This is a genomic window from Streptodolium elevatio (genome assembly GCF_053592165.1).
Genome location: NZ_JBSFVE010000011.1, coordinates 97713 through 114373, shown reverse-complemented (window position 1 = coordinate 114373; position 16661 = coordinate 97713). Strand labels below are relative to the sequence as shown.

Genomic DNA, 16661 nt, shown 5'->3' with positions numbered 1-16661 from the left:
CGGATCGACGGTGAAATCAACGGTGGCATCAACGACGGAACCGACAGTGCGGGAGGAGGCCCGATATGCGCCAGGCGACCCGGCGGCGGCTGCGGCTGTCCGGAGGCACCGAGTTGTCGTACATCACCGCCGGTGAACCGTCGGATCCGGCGCTGCTCTTGCTGCACGGATTCCCGACCTCCGCACGCACGTTCCGCGACGTCGTGCCCGAACTGGCCGAGGCCTCCTACGTCATCGCGCCCGACCTGCCCGGCTTCGGGGAGTCCGACGTCCTGCCGGCCCCGTCGTTCACCGCCTTCGGCCACGCCGTTGCCGAGTTGCTGGACCGCCTCAAGGTCGGCCCCCGCCACATCTACCTCCACGACTTCGGCGCGCCGGTGGGATTCCACCTCGCAATGCGGGAACCGGACCAGGTCCTCGGCCTCGTCGTCCAGAACGCCAACGCCCACCGAAGCGGCCTCGGTCCGGAATGGCTCGAGACGCAGGCCTTCTGGTCGCACCCCACCCCCGACAACGAGGCGGCGGCCACCGCGCATCTGACGTTGGAGGGCACGCGGGCTCAGTACGTCGCGAACGTGCCCCCGGACGTGGCCGCGCGCATCAAGGGCCGGGAGTGGGAGGAGGATTGGCGGGTGATGTGCCTGCCGGGACGGCTGGCGACCCAGCGGGCGCTCATCGCGGACTACGCCCACCACGTCGAGCGCTTCGACGCCATCGGCGAGTACCTCGCCGCCCGGCAGCCCCCGGCCCTGATGGTCTGGGGAAGGCACGACGCGTTCTTCGACATCGCCGAGACCCTGTCGTGGATGCGGGACCTGCCGCGTATGGAGTCCCACGTCTTCGACGGCGGCCACTTGCTGCTGGAGACACACGCCCCCGAAGTCGCGTCCCTCGTGCTCGACTTCATCCGGCGGACCGGGCACGCGGAGCCGTGAGTGTCCGCACGGGTGGAGTCGGCGGCCGCGGCGCGTTCCTGCCCGGAGACGGCGAGGTGCGCACCCTAATGTCGTACCCGACGGTTCGGTTCGACGACGGGAGCGCGGCATGCAGCACAGGACACTCGGCGCCCAGGGCCTGGAGGTCTCGGCGATCGGCTACGGGGCGATGGGCCTGACGATGGCGTACGGCCCCTCCGACGAGCAGGCGGGCCTGGCCGCCATCCGGCGCGCGTACGACCTGGGCGTCGACTTCTTCGACACCGCCGAGTTGTACGGCCTCGGCACCGGCTCCAACGAGATCCTGGTCGGGCGGGCCGTCAAGGACTTCCGCGACGACGTGGTCCTGGCGACCAAGTTCGGCTTCGACCTGTCGACCGGGCAGCTCGGTGCCTTCGACAGCCGCCCGGAGAACATCCGCAGGGTCGCCGAGAACAGCCTGCGCCACCTCGGTACCGACCACATCGACGTCCTCTACCAGCACCGCGTCGACCCCGACGTGCCGATCGAGGACGTCGCCGGGGCCGTCAAGGAGCTGATCGACGCGGGCAAGGTCAGGTACTTCGGCCTCAGCGAGGCCGGGCCGCAGACGATCCGGCGCGCCCACGCCGTCCAGCCGGTGTCCGTCCTGCAGACCGAGTACTCGCTGTTCGAGCGGGACGCCGAGCAGCTGTTCGCGACCCTGGACGAGCTGGGCGTCGGTTTCGTCGCGTACTCCCCTCTCGGGCGCGGCTTCATCACCGGCACCGCGAAGCCTGCCGGCGAGTACGACGCCACCGACATGCGCAACACCGACCCGCGCTGGCAGCCCGGCAACTTCGAGAGGAATGTCAAGGCCGTCGAGCGGCTGGGCGAGTTCGCCGCGGCCAAGGGCATCACCGTCCCCCAACTGGCCCTGTCCTGGCTGCTCGCGCAGAGCGAGCACATCGTCCCCATCCCCGGCACCCGCTCGGCGGCACGGATCGAGGAGAACGTAGCGGCGGCCGATGTCACGCTGACCGAGGCCGACCTCGCCGCGGTCCACGACATCCTCCCGGACGGCGGCTTCGGCGCGCGGTACGCCGGCGGGCACACGCCCACCTGGGTCTGACCCCCGTCACCCGCACCCCGCCCGGCGAGCACCCCGCCGGAGCCGGTTTGGGCGCGGGGGCTCGGACCTTACTTCGCGATGCCGAAGCGCTCCAGGCCGAAGGCCTTGATCGCGTTCCCGCGCAGGAACCGGTAGGTGTCGTCGGCGTCCATCCCCGCGTTCGCGCACAGTCGGTGCGCGACCTCGCGGGAGTGCGGCCATGTGCCGTCCGAGTGGGGGTAGTCCGTCTCGAAGACGATGTTGCCCATGCCGACGGCCTCGCGCGAGATCAGGCCGTGCTGGTCGTCGAACACGCATCCGTAGACGCGGCCGGGCACGTAGGTGCTCGGCGGCTGGGGCAGGTCGACGCCGCCGACACCGTCGCGCCATACGAGGTCGGCACGTTCGAGCAGGTAGGGCATCCAGCCGACCTGGCTCTCCGCGTAGGCGACGGTCAGCGCCGGGAAGCGCGCGAGCGTGCCGGAGAAGATCCAGTCCATCAGCGAGCCCTGCGCGTTCTGCGAGCTGAGCGCCATGCTGACCGCGAGGGGCGCGTCCGGGGACGTGCTCGGCATGTGCGACGACGAGCCGATGTGCATCGTGACGACGGTGCCGGTCTCCTGGCACGCCTCCCACAGCGGGTCCCACGCGCCCGAGTGCATGGACGCGAAGCCGAGGCGGCTGGGGTTCTCGGAGAACGCGATGGCGTACGAGCCCTTCGCCGCGCACCGCCGCACCTCGGCGGCGGCCAGCTCCGGGTCCCACAGCGGTACCAGCGTCAGCGGGAGCAGGCGGCCGCGGCCTGCGCCACCGGACCAGTCGTCGATCATCCAGTCGTTGTAGATGCGTATGCAGCGGTACGCGAGTTCCTTGTCGCCGCGCTCGGCGAAGCCCTGGCCGCAGAACCGCGGGAAGGTGTTGGGGAAGTTGACGGCGGCCTCGACGTGGTTGACGTCCATGTCGGCGAGGCGTGCGGCCTGGTCGTACACGCCGGGGCGGAAGTCCTCGTAGATGGCCGGGACGTTGGAGACCTCGTCCTCGGGGAAGCCGGCCGGGGCGTGCAGCAGTCCGGTGGGGAAGACGAGGTCGTCGTAGACCCACACGTCGCACCACAGGCCGTCGGGCACGTCGCGCTGGAACCCGTAGTTGCCGCCGGAAAACTCCAGCTTCACCTTTTCCCGCACCACGCGCGGGCCGCGCTCGCGCACTCCGGCGGGCAGTTGGTCCCACCACAGGGTCCGGGGTTCGAGCACGTGGTCGTCGACGGAGATGATCAGCGGCATCTCCTCGACCGCCGGGGTGGGACCGGCGGGGTTCGCCTGGGTCACGGTGCTGCCTCCTGTGCTCGGTGCCGGAGCCGGGCCTGTCCGGTCGCTCCGGCGCCACTCCGGCGTCGGTCCGCATTCCTCGCGCGCAAGTTACTTCGCACGAAGATGCCTTACAAGGGGCATGGCCGGGTAGCGCTTGCCGCAGCATCGGTCAGGCGCGCGGCCGTGAGCGGACCGCGCGGACGCGAGGGAGGGGCTGTGTCCGACCCAGCGAACCCGGCATCGACGCGGATGCCGCCGGCACCACGGACGCCACCGGAACCCCCGGCGAGTGCGGTGCCCGCGCCGATCGTCCCCGATGCGGTGGCCGACGGCGGCATCGGAGCCGCCGTGGTGGCCGATCCGCGCGGGACGGTGGACGTCCTGGTGCCGTACGTGACGGAACGTCAGCCCGGGGACTTCGTCCGGCTGTTCTGGGGCGCTTCGGCCCGGCCGGTCGCGGAGGCGCTCGTCGAGGACGACGGCGACCTGCTCGTTCCGGTGCCGTGCAAGGCGGTCGTGGAGGCCGGCGAGGGCGAATTGACCGTCTTCTACGACCTGCGCGCGGCGAGCACCCAGGAATGGGTGAGGTCCGCGGAGACGTACGTGCGCGTCAAGTTCTCGGTGCCCGGCGAACCGCCGCCCGTGTCCGACGAACCGGAACTGAACTCCGAGCTGCCCGGCCCGCACGTGTCCTCGGGCATCGGCGGAGGGTGGCGCGCGGTGGGCGAGGGCGTCGAGGTGCGGATCGAGCCGTACGTCAACATGGCCGGCGGCGACACCATCACCCTCGCGTGGGGCTCCCGCGAACTCACCGGCACTCTCGGCCCCGACGAGGTCGGCCGCACGATGGTCTTCCGCGTCGACGACGAGACCATCGCCGAAGCGGGCTACGGCGGCATTCCGGTCCGCTACAGCATCCGCGACCTCGCGGGCAACTGGTCGCTGTGGTCCACGCCCACAGTTGTCGCCGTCGACGCGCCGTGAGCCGACGACGGACGAGACCGAGACCAGAACGCAGACGACGACGGGGACGACAGCAGAACCGTGCCGCATGACGGCATCCTTGTTTCCCGCGGCACCGACGGCAAGGTGGCGCAGGACGGCAAACTCATGTCTCGCTACGGTATGTCGTACGTCTTGCCGGCGCTGTTGCGGATTCGCGGAAGCGGAGTTTTCCGGAGTCTGCCTTTGTGCGACCGCACGGCCGTACCCCGTCTGTTTTTGCCGACGTCGGACCGGGTTTGTTTGAAACGGCGTGGTGGGACGGCAGACTTGGTCGCCTTGCCCGACTGATGAAGGCGTGTCGTCCGAGGGTGCGTCCCTGACCCCGCCGTAAGGAGCCGATCCGTGGTGCTGAAGGTCGCGCATCGGGGTGATCCGCTGCGACTGCGGGAGAACACCCTTCCGTCCCTCGAATCGGCGATCGAAGGCGGCGCGGACTGCGTCGAGGTGGACATCAGGCTCACCCGGGACGGTGTCGCGGTGCTTCTGCACGACGACACGCTGCGCCGGCTCTGGGGCGTGCGGCGGCCGCTTTCCTCGGTACGCGAGGACGAGTTGGAGCAGCTGGTCGGCCGCGGCGAGTGGCGTATCCCGACCCTCGGCGACGCCCTCGGTCTCGTCGTCGGACGCGGTGTCTCGCTCATGGTCGACGTGCGGGGCCGTCCGGAGGGCCGCGCGGCCGTCGAGGCGGTGCGGGCGCACGGGCACATCGGCAAGGTGCTGTTCACCGGCGATCCGATGGCCCTCGGCGAGATCCGGGCCGCCCTGCCCGACGCCCTCATTGCGATGACGTGGAAGAAGCCGTGGCCGCCCGGCTCCGACCTGGTCGACCACGTGCGCCCGCAGTATCTGAACCAGCGTCACGTCTGGGTGACCGCGCGCGGCGTACGCGCCGCGCACGCCCTGGGCCTCAAGGTGTGCGCCTGGACGGTCGACCGCCCCCGCAGGATGGCCGCATTGGCGTCGTACGGCGTCGACGCGATCATCAGCAACGACATCCGCGCTCTCACCGCGACGCTGGCGAGTCGGGCCCCGGCGCCGTGAGCAGGAGCCCGGCCACCAGGGCGAGCGGCGGCCAGTCGCGGCGGCCGTGCCGGGCGACCGCGTACGCCCGCAGTTCGACCGGCGGCGAGTCCAGCGGGAGCAGCCGGACGCCCGGCCGGGTCGGCTGCGAGACCGGCAGCAGCCCGACACCGAGGCCCGCCGCGATGAGGTCCTGGACCAGGTCGAGGCTGTCGGCCTGGTGGGTGATCCGCGCCCGGAACCCGGCGATGGAGGCGAGCACGGCGATCACCCGCTCGTCGGCGGTGTTGCGGGAGTTGCCGATCCACGCGTGGGTGCGGTGGCGCGCGAAGACATCGGCGCTCGAACCGGTCGCCGCCGCGGGCGGCCCGTCGTCGGCCGGCACGCCGAGGCCCCAGCGCGAGGACCACAGCGGCGTCGACCACAGGACGGGGTCGTCCTCTGCCGGGGCCAGGTTGTAGTCGTAGACCAGGCCGAGGTCCGCCTCGTCCGCGTTCAGCAGGGCGCGTACCTCGGCGGGCTCGTGCTCGCGGACCAGGACCCGTACGCGCGGATGGCTCACCGCGAGGGACGCGACCACCGGCAGCAGCGAGGTGCGGACGGCCGTCGCGAACCCGGCCACCCGCACCGAGCCGTTCGGCTCCGCATCCGGCCCCACGTCGAGCCGGGCCGCCTCGACGGCCGCGACGATCGCCGTCGCGTGCCCGGCCAGCCGCCGCCCTGCCGGAGTCAGGCGTACGCGGCGCCCGTCCGGCTCGATCAGCGGCGTGCCGGTCTCCTGGGCCAGCGCCGCGATCTGCTGCGACACCGTGGACGTGGTCGTGCCGAGGGTCTCCGCGACCGCCCGCATGGATCCGAGCCGCGACAACTCCGCGAGCATCTCCAGACGCCGTGTCTCCATGAAGGCCATTGTTCAGGATTCCTGAACGGAACATCCAGAATTGGCACGTGGACGCCAACGGTTGTCCGGGCGTCTACTGGGTCGCATGACCTTGGACGCCCCGTCGACGCAGCCGGCCCGGCACGCGCGCAGCACCGCCGAGACCGGTGCCGCGATGGCCCTCGCGGCGATGTTCTGCGTGCAGCTCGGCCTCGCCGTCTCCGTGCACATGTTCGACCGCCTCGGCCCGCTGGGTGCCGCCTGGATGCGGCTGTTCTGGGCCGCCGCGATCCTGCTCGTGCTGGTCCGCCCGCGCCGCTCCGACTTCACGCGCCGCGATCTCGTGGCGTGCGGGCTCCTGGGCGTCGCGACCGCCGGCATGATGCTGCTGTTCATGAGCGCGGCCGCGCGCATCCCCCTCGGCACGGCCAGCGCGCTGGAGTTCCTGGGCCCGCTGGGCGTCGCGATGTACGCCGCCAGGGGCCGGCACCGGCTCTGGGCGCTGCCCGCCGCGCTCGGCGTGCTGCTGCTGACCGAGCCGTGGCACGGCGGCGTGGACCTCCTCGGGGTGGCGTTCGCACTCGCCGCGGCGGCGGGGTGGGCGGCGTACATCGTCCTGACCCAGCGGGTCGGCGACCAGGTCACCGGTCTGAAGGGGCTCGCGGTGTCGATGCCGGTCGCGGCCCTGGTCGCGACGGCCGTCGCGGCGCCCACCGAGGCCGGGAGCCTGTCGTGGCCGCTGCTGCTGGTCGGGCTCGGGCTCGCCGTGCTGCACCCGGTGCTGCCGTTCAGCCTGGAGTTCCTGGCCCTGCGCAGGCTCACCACAACGGCCTTCGGGGTTTTGATGAGCCTGGAGCCGGCCGTCGCCCTGCTGATCGGGCTCGTCGTGCTCGGCCAGGTGCCGGGCCCGGCGTCGGCGATCGGCGTGGTGTGCGTCGTCGTCGCGGGTGTCGGAGCGACGCGGACCGGGGCGCGGCTCCCGGAAGCGGAAGCCGAAGCAGAAGCCCCGCGGGACGAACGCGGGCTCCCGGACGATCGGCCGCTCCCGCAGGCAGCCGGACTCCCCGCGCGGCGTACCGGGAACGACGAGCCGGACCCGTCCGCGGAAAAGCGCGTCGGCACACCGTGCGCGACGGCGAATTCCCCGCGCTGAGTTGTGCGGACATCCCGCCGGGAACAGCGGATCGGGGAAAGGGCACCGACACGCCCCCGCCCGGAGTAATTGGGTCGGCGGGAACTCCCGTCGGGATATTTCTTGGTGCAGGTAATGTCCCCGCGCCAAAAGGAGCCCTTATGAACATCCGCCGTATTTGCGCCGCCGCCGTGATTGCCTTCGCCGGCCTCGCCATCGCCGCGCCGGTCGCTTCGGCCGATGTGGTCGTCTACCACCACACGTCCGACCACGTGAGCGTGTGGCCGATCGAGGTCGACCACGAGACCCACTCCATCGTCCACGTCGACTGACCCACGGCGGCATTCCCGGGTGCGGTCACGGCCTTCGGGCCGTGGCCGCACCCTTTTGTCTCCGTCGGAGTGCCGCCGTCGAGTGTCTCCTTTGCGGCGCCTCCGTCGACGTGCTTCCGTCCACGTGTCCCGTCCGCGGGCCGTCAGCGTGTGCGCAGGTTGCGCGCCGATCCCCTCTCGAAGCGCGACGCCACGGGGAAGTACTCGGCGAGGAAGGCACGGCGTATGCGGGCCTGCTCCGCGTACGGCACATCGCCGACGGCCGAGGCCGCGTCGGCCAGGCAGAAGGCGTCGTACGCGCGCGAGGCCAGAAGCCGTGTCAGCAAACGGTGTTGCGCACGATCGCCCAGGTCGACGTGCTCGTGCGCGATCTCCCCCGGCACCCCCTGCCCGGTGACGTAGGCATACGCGGGGTGCAGCCACGTCGCGGCCGCCACGTCCGTGTGCGAACGCTCCGCGGCGCGTCCGGTCCCCGACACCTCCGCGGCGAACGCACGCTCGATCTCCCGGAGCACGCCGCGCCGCAGCGCGTGCGGGGCCCGGCGGTAGAGCTGAGTCGCGGTGCGCCCGAAGCGCGCTTCCAGCAGCGCGCGCCCGTTCTTCGCCGCACGCACCTCGAACGGGTCGTCGGCGGACACCGGGGTCGGCGGCAACGCGTCCCGTGCCGCGAAGTGCCGGGTGATGCCGTTGGCGTGGAAGAACCGTCCGGGCCGGGTCTCGCGGCCCAGGAACATGTCGTCCGTGAGATGCAGGAAGTGCTCGGCGAGGCCCGGCACTTGGTGCAGCCTTGTCTCGACCGCGAGCGGATTGCCGCGCGGCGGCGACGACCACTCCGGCGCGGGGAACAGGTCGCCGTGCCGGACCACCGCGACGCGGCCGGTGTCGAGCCACGCCGGGGCCGGGCGGTCGGTGACGAGGTGGATCGTGCGCACCCAGGGGGCGTACATGTCGAGCGACCGCAGCGAGTACCGCAGCGTCTCGGAGTCGAGCGACTTGGATGAGCTCGGCAAGCCCGGTGCGTCGGTCGCCTCGGTCTCGGCCGCCGCCCCCGGCCACGTGTAGACCACGTCCACCGGGAAGTCGAAACCGCCCACCCGGGCCCGCTCGAACGGCGCCAGGGTGGTGACCTCTCGCCCGGCCACCCGCCTACGGACCGGTGTCATGGCACCGGCGGGCAACACCTGGCCGATCGTCGTACGCACCGGCAGTTCCAGGTCGCGGCCGTGTTCCGACTCGCGCCAGAACGAGACGTTCGCGCCGTGCGCACCGGCGAGCCGCGGCAGTCCGCCCGAGGTCAGCACGGGCTGGAACACCCGGACCGTGTCCGGCGCGGCCACCAGCCCCCACGCCCCCAGGACCCCCGCGACGGCGGTCCTGGTCAGGATGCCCTCGGGTGAGACCACCGCGACGTAGACGGCGTCGTCGGCGTAGGCGTCGGCGAGCGCGTCGAGGAAGTCGGCGCGCCGGTCCGCCGCGACCACGACGGTGTGCCGGTGGACCGCGTCGTCGGCGGCGGTGTCGTCCGGTGTGTCCACGTAGACGTACGGAATCCCGGCGCCTTCCAGCACGTCCACGACCAGGCCCAGGTTGCGGTCCGCGACGTCGGCCGGCGTCAGGTCGTCCGCGACCAGGCAGACCTGCCCGCCGCCGCGCCGCAGGCCGGGATGCAGGGCCTCGATGCGGACCTCGTGGGCCTTGTGCGCGAGATCGGCGGCGACGCGCCGGCCAGGCGCTGCGGGCACTGTCAGGACCGCGTCGCCGCCCTGGGTGCGCGCCTCGTACTCGGCCACCCGGTCCGCCTTCGCGTCCGCCGCGCCCGGCCGCGCGGCGCCGGACCGCAGTCGCCCGAGCAGTTCCTCCCACATCGCGCCTGCCGGGTCCGCGACGGGCGAGCCGGCCGCGTCCAGGGCGGCGTCCCCGAGACGGTTCCGCAGCGCCTCGTCGGCGAGCAGTTTGCCGAGCGCGGCGGTCAGCCCGTCGAGGTCGCCGGGGGTCACGAGGAAGCCGTCCACGCCGTCGCGGATCAGCGCGGCGGGGCCGTCGGGGCAGTCGTACGCCACACACGGCAGCGCGGCCGCCCGCGCCTCGGCCAGCACCAGCGGGTACGCCTCCGCGCGTGAGGTCAGCAGGCACACCGACGCGCGCGCCCACTCCTCGTCCATGCGCGGGGCCGCGCCCAGCAGGTGCACGTTGTCGTTGAGCTCCAACTCGTCGACCAGGGTGCGCAGTCGGGGCAGCTCGGGGCCTTCGCCGTAGATCCGCAAGGTCCACTCCGGGTGCTCGTCGACCAGCCGGCCGAAGGCCCGGATCGCGTGGTCGACCTGCTTGTCCGGGACCAGCCGCGCGGCGACCGCGACGACCGGGTTGAGGCGTGCCGAGCGCGGCCGGAAACCGGTGGGGAGTGAGCGCGGGACGACGGCCAGGTGCGGCCCCGAGGCGCCGAACGCGTCCGCGTACCAGGCGCGGGCGGCGTCGGTGCCGACCACCAGGGCGTCCAGGGCGGGGCCGTGGCGCAGCAGTGGTTCGGCGCCCAGGCCGCGCCGTTCGTCCGCGGCGTGCTCCTGATGCACCGTCACCACGCCGGCCGGCACGAACTGTACGGCGAGCGCCGCGAGCACCGGGGACGACGTGACCACCACGTCCGCGTCCGTCCCGCGCAGGGCCCGGGCAAGTTCGAGGTCGGAGAGACGGTGGAACGCGTCGTCGCAGGGGGGTTCGACGTACCGGCTCGGCTGCGCGGCCAGGACCCGGCAGACCTCGGCGGCCTGCGGGCGCCGGGCCGGGCGGGGCGAGGCCGGGTCGGTGGCATCGACAAGGTAGCGCGTCGAGACCCCCTCGGGCACCGCGAAGAACGGTTCGGCGCGGGTGCGGAAGACGCTCACCACCTCGACCTCGTGGCGGTGCGCCGCCGAGGCCGCCGAGGCCAGTACGGCTCGCTGCGTACCGCCCATTTCGTCGGCATGGGTGAGCAGGTACTTGATCTTCACGCGGTGACTCCGGGGCGGGCGTGGTGGACGGCGGTGCAGCCGAGACGGAATTGGCGGCGGGCGTTGTAGTGCGGTCGGACGCGGACCAGCGCACCCCCTTCGGTGGCCACCAGGCGCGTGCGCATCCGGAAGACACGGCGCGGCATGCGCGGGACGTCCAGTTCACGGCCCAGCGGGTGGCGGCGCCCGTCGCGCATGCGCACGACCATCTGCCAGTCCTGCTCGGGCCCTTCGGCCGGCCGGGCAGCCGTGCCGAGCACATGCCGCTCGGCCTGCTCGTCGCCCTCGGCCCGTACGAGCCCCTCCCCCGTCGCGGGCCGTTCCGCACCGGCGGCACCGGCGTGCGGGGCCTCCGCGCTGCCGACCGCGGACCCGACCGGGGACCCGACGTCGGACCCGACCGCGGACCGGAGCATTGCGTCGAACGGCACGGCGAACGCCAAGATGTCGCCGTCTCCCGCGGTCGGCACGACCTCCACCAGCCCGGAGCCGCAGGCGATTTCGACCGCCACCGGCCGCGCGCGCGTCACACCGACCATGCGGAACGCCACCACCGCACCCTCGGGGCGGAGTTCGAACCGCACCATCTCGGCGTGCGGCTGAGGCCGCCGGACGGTGATGCGGCACAGTCCCAGCGGCGTGACGCGTATCTGGTAGCGGAAGCCGGTGAGCGGGCTCGCGGGCGGGGTCTGGGTCGGCCCGCCCGCCGCGCTCGGGCCGAGCGGGCCCTCCAGGTCGAACACCCGCGCCGGGCGCCCGGCGGAGCCCAGCACGATGCGCAGCCCCCAGCGGCCGGGCTCCAGGTCGAGGCCACCGGGCAGCGGGCCGAGCGGCACGGTCGCGTCGGCGTGGAGTTCGGCCCGGCTGACGCGATTCAGTCGCACCGGTACGCGCTGCTGACGGCGGCCGCGCACAAAGCTCAGGAAGCCCTCGTCCCCGCCCGCGGCCTCGTCCGACGGGAGCACCGCGTGCAGGTTCAGCGTGTGGCCGTCGAGCAGCGAGGCGTGCAGGACGCGGGCGCGCCCACCGACCGCGACCGGGCGCACGACACTGTCCACGACGGTGGTGCGCATCTGGGCGACGTGCGGGCGTACCCGACGGTCCAGGAACTGCTGGGACCTGACCGGAAGTACGTCCATGGCGATCCGGGCGGAGTCTCGTGTCACACGCAGCGCGTGCCGGGGTCTCACCTGGTCGTCCTCGCCGTTCTCGGGCCGGGTCGGGTCCGCGTCGGATTCCGGCCAAACCGTGGGTTTGCGCGTGTGCCGTGCGCCACGCGCGTAGGGGAATATCCGGCCCGGGACGCGCAACGGGCATGCGTGATTTCGGTCGCCTATAGGGGGTTTCCGCAGGTTTGCGAGGGCCGTGGAAGGCCGTCAACTAGTCCTTCGGTTGCGAGAGATGGTAAACAACGGATGGCTAATTGCGGAAGCCGGGCGACATGCGACGCAGCCGCCAGGGAAAGAGCCCGATTTGTCTTCGGCGCCACGTAGTTGAGGCGCCACGCTAGGTGAGCCCGTTCGCGTTTAGGGAGTGGTGTCCTCTGTCCGGAGGATCAGCGGCGTCCGGAGGATCGGCGGTATTCGTCACCACACCGACTCCGGCGGAAGCCGGGGAGCGTGTCCTCGCCGATCTCACCGCGCTCGGCCTCACGATATCCGGCGGCGTCGCCGACGTGTCCCGGGCCGCCTCCGGTGGCGACAACACACGGGTTGCCCTCGTCGACGCACGCGTGGTGGCCCACCGCCACGCGCTCCGGCGCATCCTCGCGGACGACCGCTACGAGGCCTCGCACATACCCGGCGTGCTGAGCGTCCGCGGCGACGCCGCCCGGGCCCTGCACGACCTGCTCGCCGCCCGCCTCGCCGCGACCACGCCCGGCGCACCGGCCCCGACGCCCGACGAACTCGCGGGCGATCTGGCCGCCGCCGGCGTCCAGGTCCACCGCATCCCCCTCGGCGACCTGGTGGCCGTCGTCCCCGCCACCGCCGCCGAGCGCGCCGAGGCGGAGGCGGCGCTGCACACCGTCGACGAGGAGGGCATCCGCCTCAACTCGGCGGTGAAGGCGCGCGACGGCTTCTTCACGACCTTCTTCGTCAGCTCGTGGTCGCGGTACGTGGCCCGCTGGTGCGCCCGGCGTGGCCTGACGCCCAATCAGGTCACCGTCGTCTCCCTTTGTGTCGCACTCGCCGGCGCCGCGGCCGCGGCATCGGGCACCCGCGCCGGATACGTCGGCGCCGCCGTGGCGCTCTACCTGTCGTTCGTCCTCGACTGCGTCGACGGCCAGGTGGCCCGCTACACCGTCAACTACTCGCAGATCGGCGCGTGGCTCGACGCGACCTTCGACCGGGTCAAGGAGTACGCGGTCTACGCGGGCCTCGCACTCGGCGCGGCACGCTCGGGCGACGACGTGTGGCTGCTCGCCTCGATCGCGATGGCGGTCCAGATCGTGCGGCACCAGCTCGACTTCGCGTTCCACGAGTGCCACGAGGAGCAGGGCGGCGGCGGGTCGGGCAGCGCCCGCCTGTCGAACCGCCTCGACTCGGTGGGCTGGACCGTGTGGGCCCGCCGCATGATCATCCTGCCGATCGGCGAGCGCTGGGCGCTCATCGCCGTGCTGGCCGCGACCACCTCGCCCCGCACGACCTTTGTCGTGCTGCTCGCGGCCGGCGGCTTCGCGGGGTGCTACTCGCTCGCCGGACGCGTGCTGCGCTCGCTGCCGCACCGCGGCCGCGCCCGCGCGGGTGCCGCCGTACGGCTGCGCTCGCTGTGCGACGGCGGCGTGCTCGCGGACCTGATCGGCCGGCACTATCCGCGCGGCGCGGTCTGGGTCCTGGCCGTGCTCGCGCTGCCGATCGCGGCGGCCGTCGACGCGGCGCCGGGCGTGCTGGTCGGCTGCGCCGTCGCGTACGTCGCGGCGGCCGGGGCCGCGGCCCGGCTCACCGACGCCGGTCCGCTGATGTGGCTGGTGCCGCCGCTGTTCCGCGCGGCCGAGTACGCCACCGTGATCGCAGTGGTCGCACGGCACGGGGCGGACGCGCTCCCGGCGGCGTTCGGGCTGGTCGCGGCCGCCGCGTACCATCACTACGACATCGTGTACCGGCTACGCGGCGGGCATGCCGCGCCGCCGCGGTGGCTCACCTGGTCGCTCGGCGGTCACGAGGGGCGCGTGCTGGTCCTGGCGGTCCTCGCGGCCGCGGGCTCGGACGTGCTCTCCGCCGGCACCGCCGCCCTCGCCGTCGCGGTGGCCCTCGTCGCGCTCGCCGAAAGCATCGGCTTCTGGGCGCGCGGGGCCCGCGTGGGCGACGACCTCGAGTCGGACACGGTGATCCACCCCCCTGCGGCTCCGCCCGTCGGTGCCGGCAACCCAGCGCGGATGCCCGTGGCGTCCGTCACCACGCACGTCGGGCCCGCGCCCGTCGGCGCGCCGTCGAACGGAGAACAGCAATGATCGGGCTCGTGTTGGCCGCCGGAGCCGGACGCAGACTTCGGCCTTGGACCGACACCCTGCCCAAGGCCCTCGTGCCGGTCCGGGACGAGCGGTCGGTGCTGGACTTCACCCTCGAGAACTTCGCGAAGGCCGGCCTGACCGACGCGGCCGTGGTGATCGGGTACGCCGCCGAGGCCGTGCGCGAGCGGCGTGCCGACCTGGAGCGGGCGTACGGCGTCAAGCTCCACCTCGTCGACAACGACAAGGCCGAGGAGTGGAACAACGCGTACTCGCTCTGGTGCGCCCGCGACTTCCTCGACGAGGGCGTGCTGCTGGCGAACGGCGACACGCTGCACCCGCTGTCCGTGCAGGAGGCCATGCTCGACGGCGGCACCGGCGACCTCGACGTGGTGCTGGCGTTGGACGACGTGAAGCCGCTGGCCGAGGAGGAGATGAAGGTCCGCCTGGGTGCGGACGGCCTCCTCGCGCGCATCACCAAACTCATGGAGCCGGCCGAGGCCGTCGGCGAGTACATCGGTGTGACGCTCGTCGCCCCGGGCGCCGGAGCGGGCCTGGTCGCGGCCCTCGCCGCGACGTGGGAGGCCGACCCGCAGCAGTACTACGAGGACGCCTTCCAGCTCTACGCCGAGCGCGGCGGCCGGGTCGGCGTGCGGTCGATCGGCGGCGCCGAATGGACCGAGATCGACACGACCGAGGACCTGCTCAAGGCGAGGGACATAGCGTGCCGGTACTGACGCGCCTGGTCCCCGCGCCGCTCAGCGTGGAGGTCCGCGCCGGGGCCCTCGACCGACTCACCGACATCCTCGCCGAAGGCCGCATCTCCGCGAGCGGCAGCCTCGCCCTGGTGGTGAGCACCGGGACCGACGAGCGCCTGCGTGCCCGGGTGGCCCCGCAACTGCCCGGCGCCGACTGGTTCCCGGTCGAGGGCGGCACGCTCAACGCAGCGGTGGACCTCGCCGACCGGCTGCGTGCGGGGACGTACGACGCCGTGGTGGGGATCGGCGGCGGACGTACGCTCGACTCCACCAAGTACGCCGCGGCGCGCGTGGGCCTGCCGATGGTGGCGGTCGCGACCAATCTGGCGCACGACGGCATCGCGTCGCCGGTCAGCATCCTCGACAACGACGCGGGGCGCGGTTCGTACGGCGTGCCCGCCCCGATCGCCCTCGTGGTCGACCTCGACGTGATCCGGGGCGCCCCGGCCCGCTATGTGCGGGCCGGCATCGGCGAGGTCCTGTCGAACCTGTCCGCCCTCGCCGACTGGGAGTTGGCCGAGGCGGTCGCGGGTCAGCCGGTCGACGGTCTGTCCGCGGCGTTCGCCCGGACCGCCGCGGAATCACTCCTGCACCGGCCCGGCGGCATCGCCGACGACGCGTTCCTGGTGGCGCTCGTCGACAGCCTCGTGATGTCCGGCCTCGCCATGACGGTGGCCGGCACGTCGCATCCGTGCAGCGGGGCGTGCCACGAGATCTCGCACGCCCTGGACCTGCTGTACCCGAAGCTGCGCGGCCTGCACGGCGAACAGGTGGGCGTCGGCGCGGTCTTCGCGTCGTTCCTGCGCGACGACCTGGTCACGGCCGAAACCCTGGCGACCAGCCTGCGCCGGCACGGGCTGCCCGTGGTACCCGCCGAACTCGGCATCAGCACGGCGCAGTTCAGGGCGGCCGTGGAGTACGCGCCGAGCACCCGGCCCGGCCGCTACACGATTCTCGAGCACCTCGCGTTCCCCCCGGCCCGACTCACAGACGCGGTGGAGAAATATGTCCATGCCTTCGGTGGCTGAGCTCCGGACGGTCGTCCATCCGGCCGGACTGCTTGACCGTCGCAGTGGGGAGCACTGGGCGGGCCGCCTGTACATGCGGCGCATATCCGTACGGATCACGCGCGTGCTGGTGGGCACCCGCATCAGCCCCAACCAACTCACGTACCTGATGATCCTCGCGGGGATCGCGGCCGGCGCGTCGCTGATGCTGCCCGGTCTGGCCGGCCCGGTCGTGGCGGTCGTCCTCGTGCAGGTGTACCTCCTGCTGGACTGCGTCGACGGCGAGGTGGCCCGCTGGCGGCGGCAGACCTCGGTGACCGGCGTCTACCTCGACCGGGTCGGGCACTACCTCAGCGAGGCGGCGCTGCTGACCGGGGCCGGCCTGCACGCCGCGGGCATCCTGGACGGTGGGCGCCTCGACGGCTGGGCGTACCTCGGCGTCGTGGCGGCGCTGGGCGCAATTCTGATCAAGTCCGAGACCGACCTCGTGGACGGTGCCCGGGCCCGCGCGGGGCTGCCGATCGTCAACGACGGCGCCGCGGTGCCACGGTCCTCGGGCGCGGCGTCGCTGCGCAAAGTCGCCGCGTCGCTCAAGTTCCACCGTCTGGTCGGCGCGGTCGAGGCGTCCTTGTTCCTGCTGGTCGCGGGTGTCGCCGACGCGGTGCGCGGCGAAGGTCTCGCGTTCAGCCGCGCGGCGGTGGCCGTCCTGGCCGCGATCGCGCTGCTGCAGACCGTTCTCCACCTGGTGAGCGTCCTGCTGTCGAGTCGACTGCGATGA

The 16661-nt window shown here is 72.8% G+C and carries 14 protein-coding genes; 10 read left to right on the top strand and 4 right to left on the bottom strand.

Annotated elements, in window-relative coordinates; genetic code table 11:
• Positions 1-65 precede the first annotated feature (65 nt).
• The gene (locus ACWD12_RS21050; RefSeq protein ID WP_450100787.1) at positions 66-935 is read left to right on the top strand and encodes an alpha/beta fold hydrolase; all 870 of its coding nucleotides are present in this window, start codon (positions 66-68) and stop codon (positions 933-935) included.
• Positions 936-1044: 109 nt separating this feature from the next.
• Positions 1045-2025: an aldo/keto reductase gene (locus ACWD12_RS21045; RefSeq protein WP_450100786.1), complete on the top strand. Its 981-nt coding sequence runs from the start codon at positions 1045-1047 to the stop codon at positions 2023-2025.
• Positions 2026-2093: 68 nt separating this feature from the next.
• Here the strand turns inward: ACWD12_RS21045 and ACWD12_RS21040 are convergent, their stop codons facing one another.
• Positions 2094-3332, bottom strand: coding sequence for an amidohydrolase family protein (locus ACWD12_RS21040; RefSeq protein WP_450100785.1), 1239 nt, complete (start codon positions 3330-3332; stop codon positions 2094-2096).
• Positions 3333-3530: 198 nt separating this feature from the next.
• Here ACWD12_RS21040 and ACWD12_RS21035 point away from each other — a divergent pair, with 198 nt between their 5' ends.
• Positions 3531-4298 (top strand): hypothetical protein, encoded by a 768-nt coding sequence (locus ACWD12_RS21035; protein WP_450100784.1) that lies wholly within the window; start codon positions 3531-3533, stop codon positions 4296-4298.
• Positions 4299-4661: 363 nt separating this feature from the next.
• A complete protein-coding gene (locus tag ACWD12_RS21030) occupies positions 4662-5360 on the top strand; it encodes a glycerophosphodiester phosphodiesterase (RefSeq protein ID WP_450100783.1) in 699 nt (232 codons plus the stop codon).
• On the opposite strand, the gene ACWD12_RS21025 is transcribed toward ACWD12_RS21030, so the two are convergent.
• The gene (locus ACWD12_RS21025) at positions 5323-6240 is read right to left on the bottom strand and encodes a LysR family transcriptional regulator (RefSeq protein ID WP_450100782.1); all 918 of its coding nucleotides are present in this window, start codon (positions 6238-6240) and stop codon (positions 5323-5325) included. The genes ACWD12_RS21030 and ACWD12_RS21025 overlap by 38 nt on opposite strands.
• 85 nt (positions 6241-6325) lie before the next feature.
• On the opposite strand from ACWD12_RS21025, the gene ACWD12_RS21020 reads away from it, so the two are divergent.
• Together ACWD12_RS21020 and ACWD12_RS21015 are read left to right on the top strand one after the other, a co-directional pair.
• A complete protein-coding gene (locus tag ACWD12_RS21020) occupies positions 6326-7372 on the top strand; it encodes an EamA family transporter (RefSeq protein ID WP_450100781.1) in 1047 nt (348 codons plus the stop codon).
• A 140-nt stretch (positions 7373-7512) separates the two neighbouring features.
• Entirely contained in the window at positions 7513-7683 is a 171-nt protein-coding gene (locus tag ACWD12_RS21015; RefSeq protein WP_450100780.1) for a hypothetical protein, read from the top strand.
• A 143-nt stretch (positions 7684-7826) separates the two neighbouring features.
• Here the strand turns inward: ACWD12_RS21015 and ACWD12_RS21010 are convergent, their stop codons facing one another.
• Complete coding sequence (locus ACWD12_RS21010; RefSeq protein ID WP_450100779.1) at positions 7827-10670, bottom strand: stealth conserved region 3 domain-containing protein; 2844 nt, start codon at positions 10668-10670, stop codon at positions 7827-7829.
• Entirely contained in the window at positions 10667-11836 is a 1170-nt protein-coding gene (locus tag ACWD12_RS21005; protein ID WP_450100778.1) for a hypothetical protein, read from the bottom strand. The genes ACWD12_RS21010 and ACWD12_RS21005 overlap by 4 nt, the downstream gene beginning before the upstream one ends.
• A 344-nt stretch (positions 11837-12180) precedes the next feature.
• Between ACWD12_RS21005 and ACWD12_RS21000 the strand changes: the two genes are divergently transcribed.
• Genes ACWD12_RS21000 through ACWD12_RS20985 form a run of 4 tightly spaced genes read left to right on the top strand, consistent with a single transcriptional unit; the run spans position 12181 to position 16661 of the window.
• The gene (locus ACWD12_RS21000; protein WP_450100777.1) at positions 12181-14121 is read left to right on the top strand and encodes a DUF5941 domain-containing protein; all 1941 of its coding nucleotides are present in this window, start codon (positions 12181-12183) and stop codon (positions 14119-14121) included.
• The gene (locus ACWD12_RS20995; protein WP_450100776.1) at positions 14118-14855 is read left to right on the top strand and encodes a phosphocholine cytidylyltransferase family protein; all 738 of its coding nucleotides are present in this window, start codon (positions 14118-14120) and stop codon (positions 14853-14855) included. The genes ACWD12_RS21000 and ACWD12_RS20995 overlap by 4 nt, the downstream gene beginning before the upstream one ends.
• Positions 14843-15904 (top strand): iron-containing alcohol dehydrogenase family protein, encoded by a 1062-nt coding sequence (locus ACWD12_RS20990; RefSeq protein WP_450100775.1) that lies wholly within the window; start codon positions 14843-14845, stop codon positions 15902-15904. Before ACWD12_RS20995 ends, ACWD12_RS20990 begins: the two co-directional genes overlap by 13 nt.
• On the top strand, positions 15882-16661 hold the full coding sequence (locus ACWD12_RS20985; protein ID WP_450100774.1) for a CDP-alcohol phosphatidyltransferase family protein: 780 nt from the start codon (positions 15882-15884) through the stop codon (positions 16659-16661). Before ACWD12_RS20990 ends, ACWD12_RS20985 begins: the two co-directional genes overlap by 23 nt.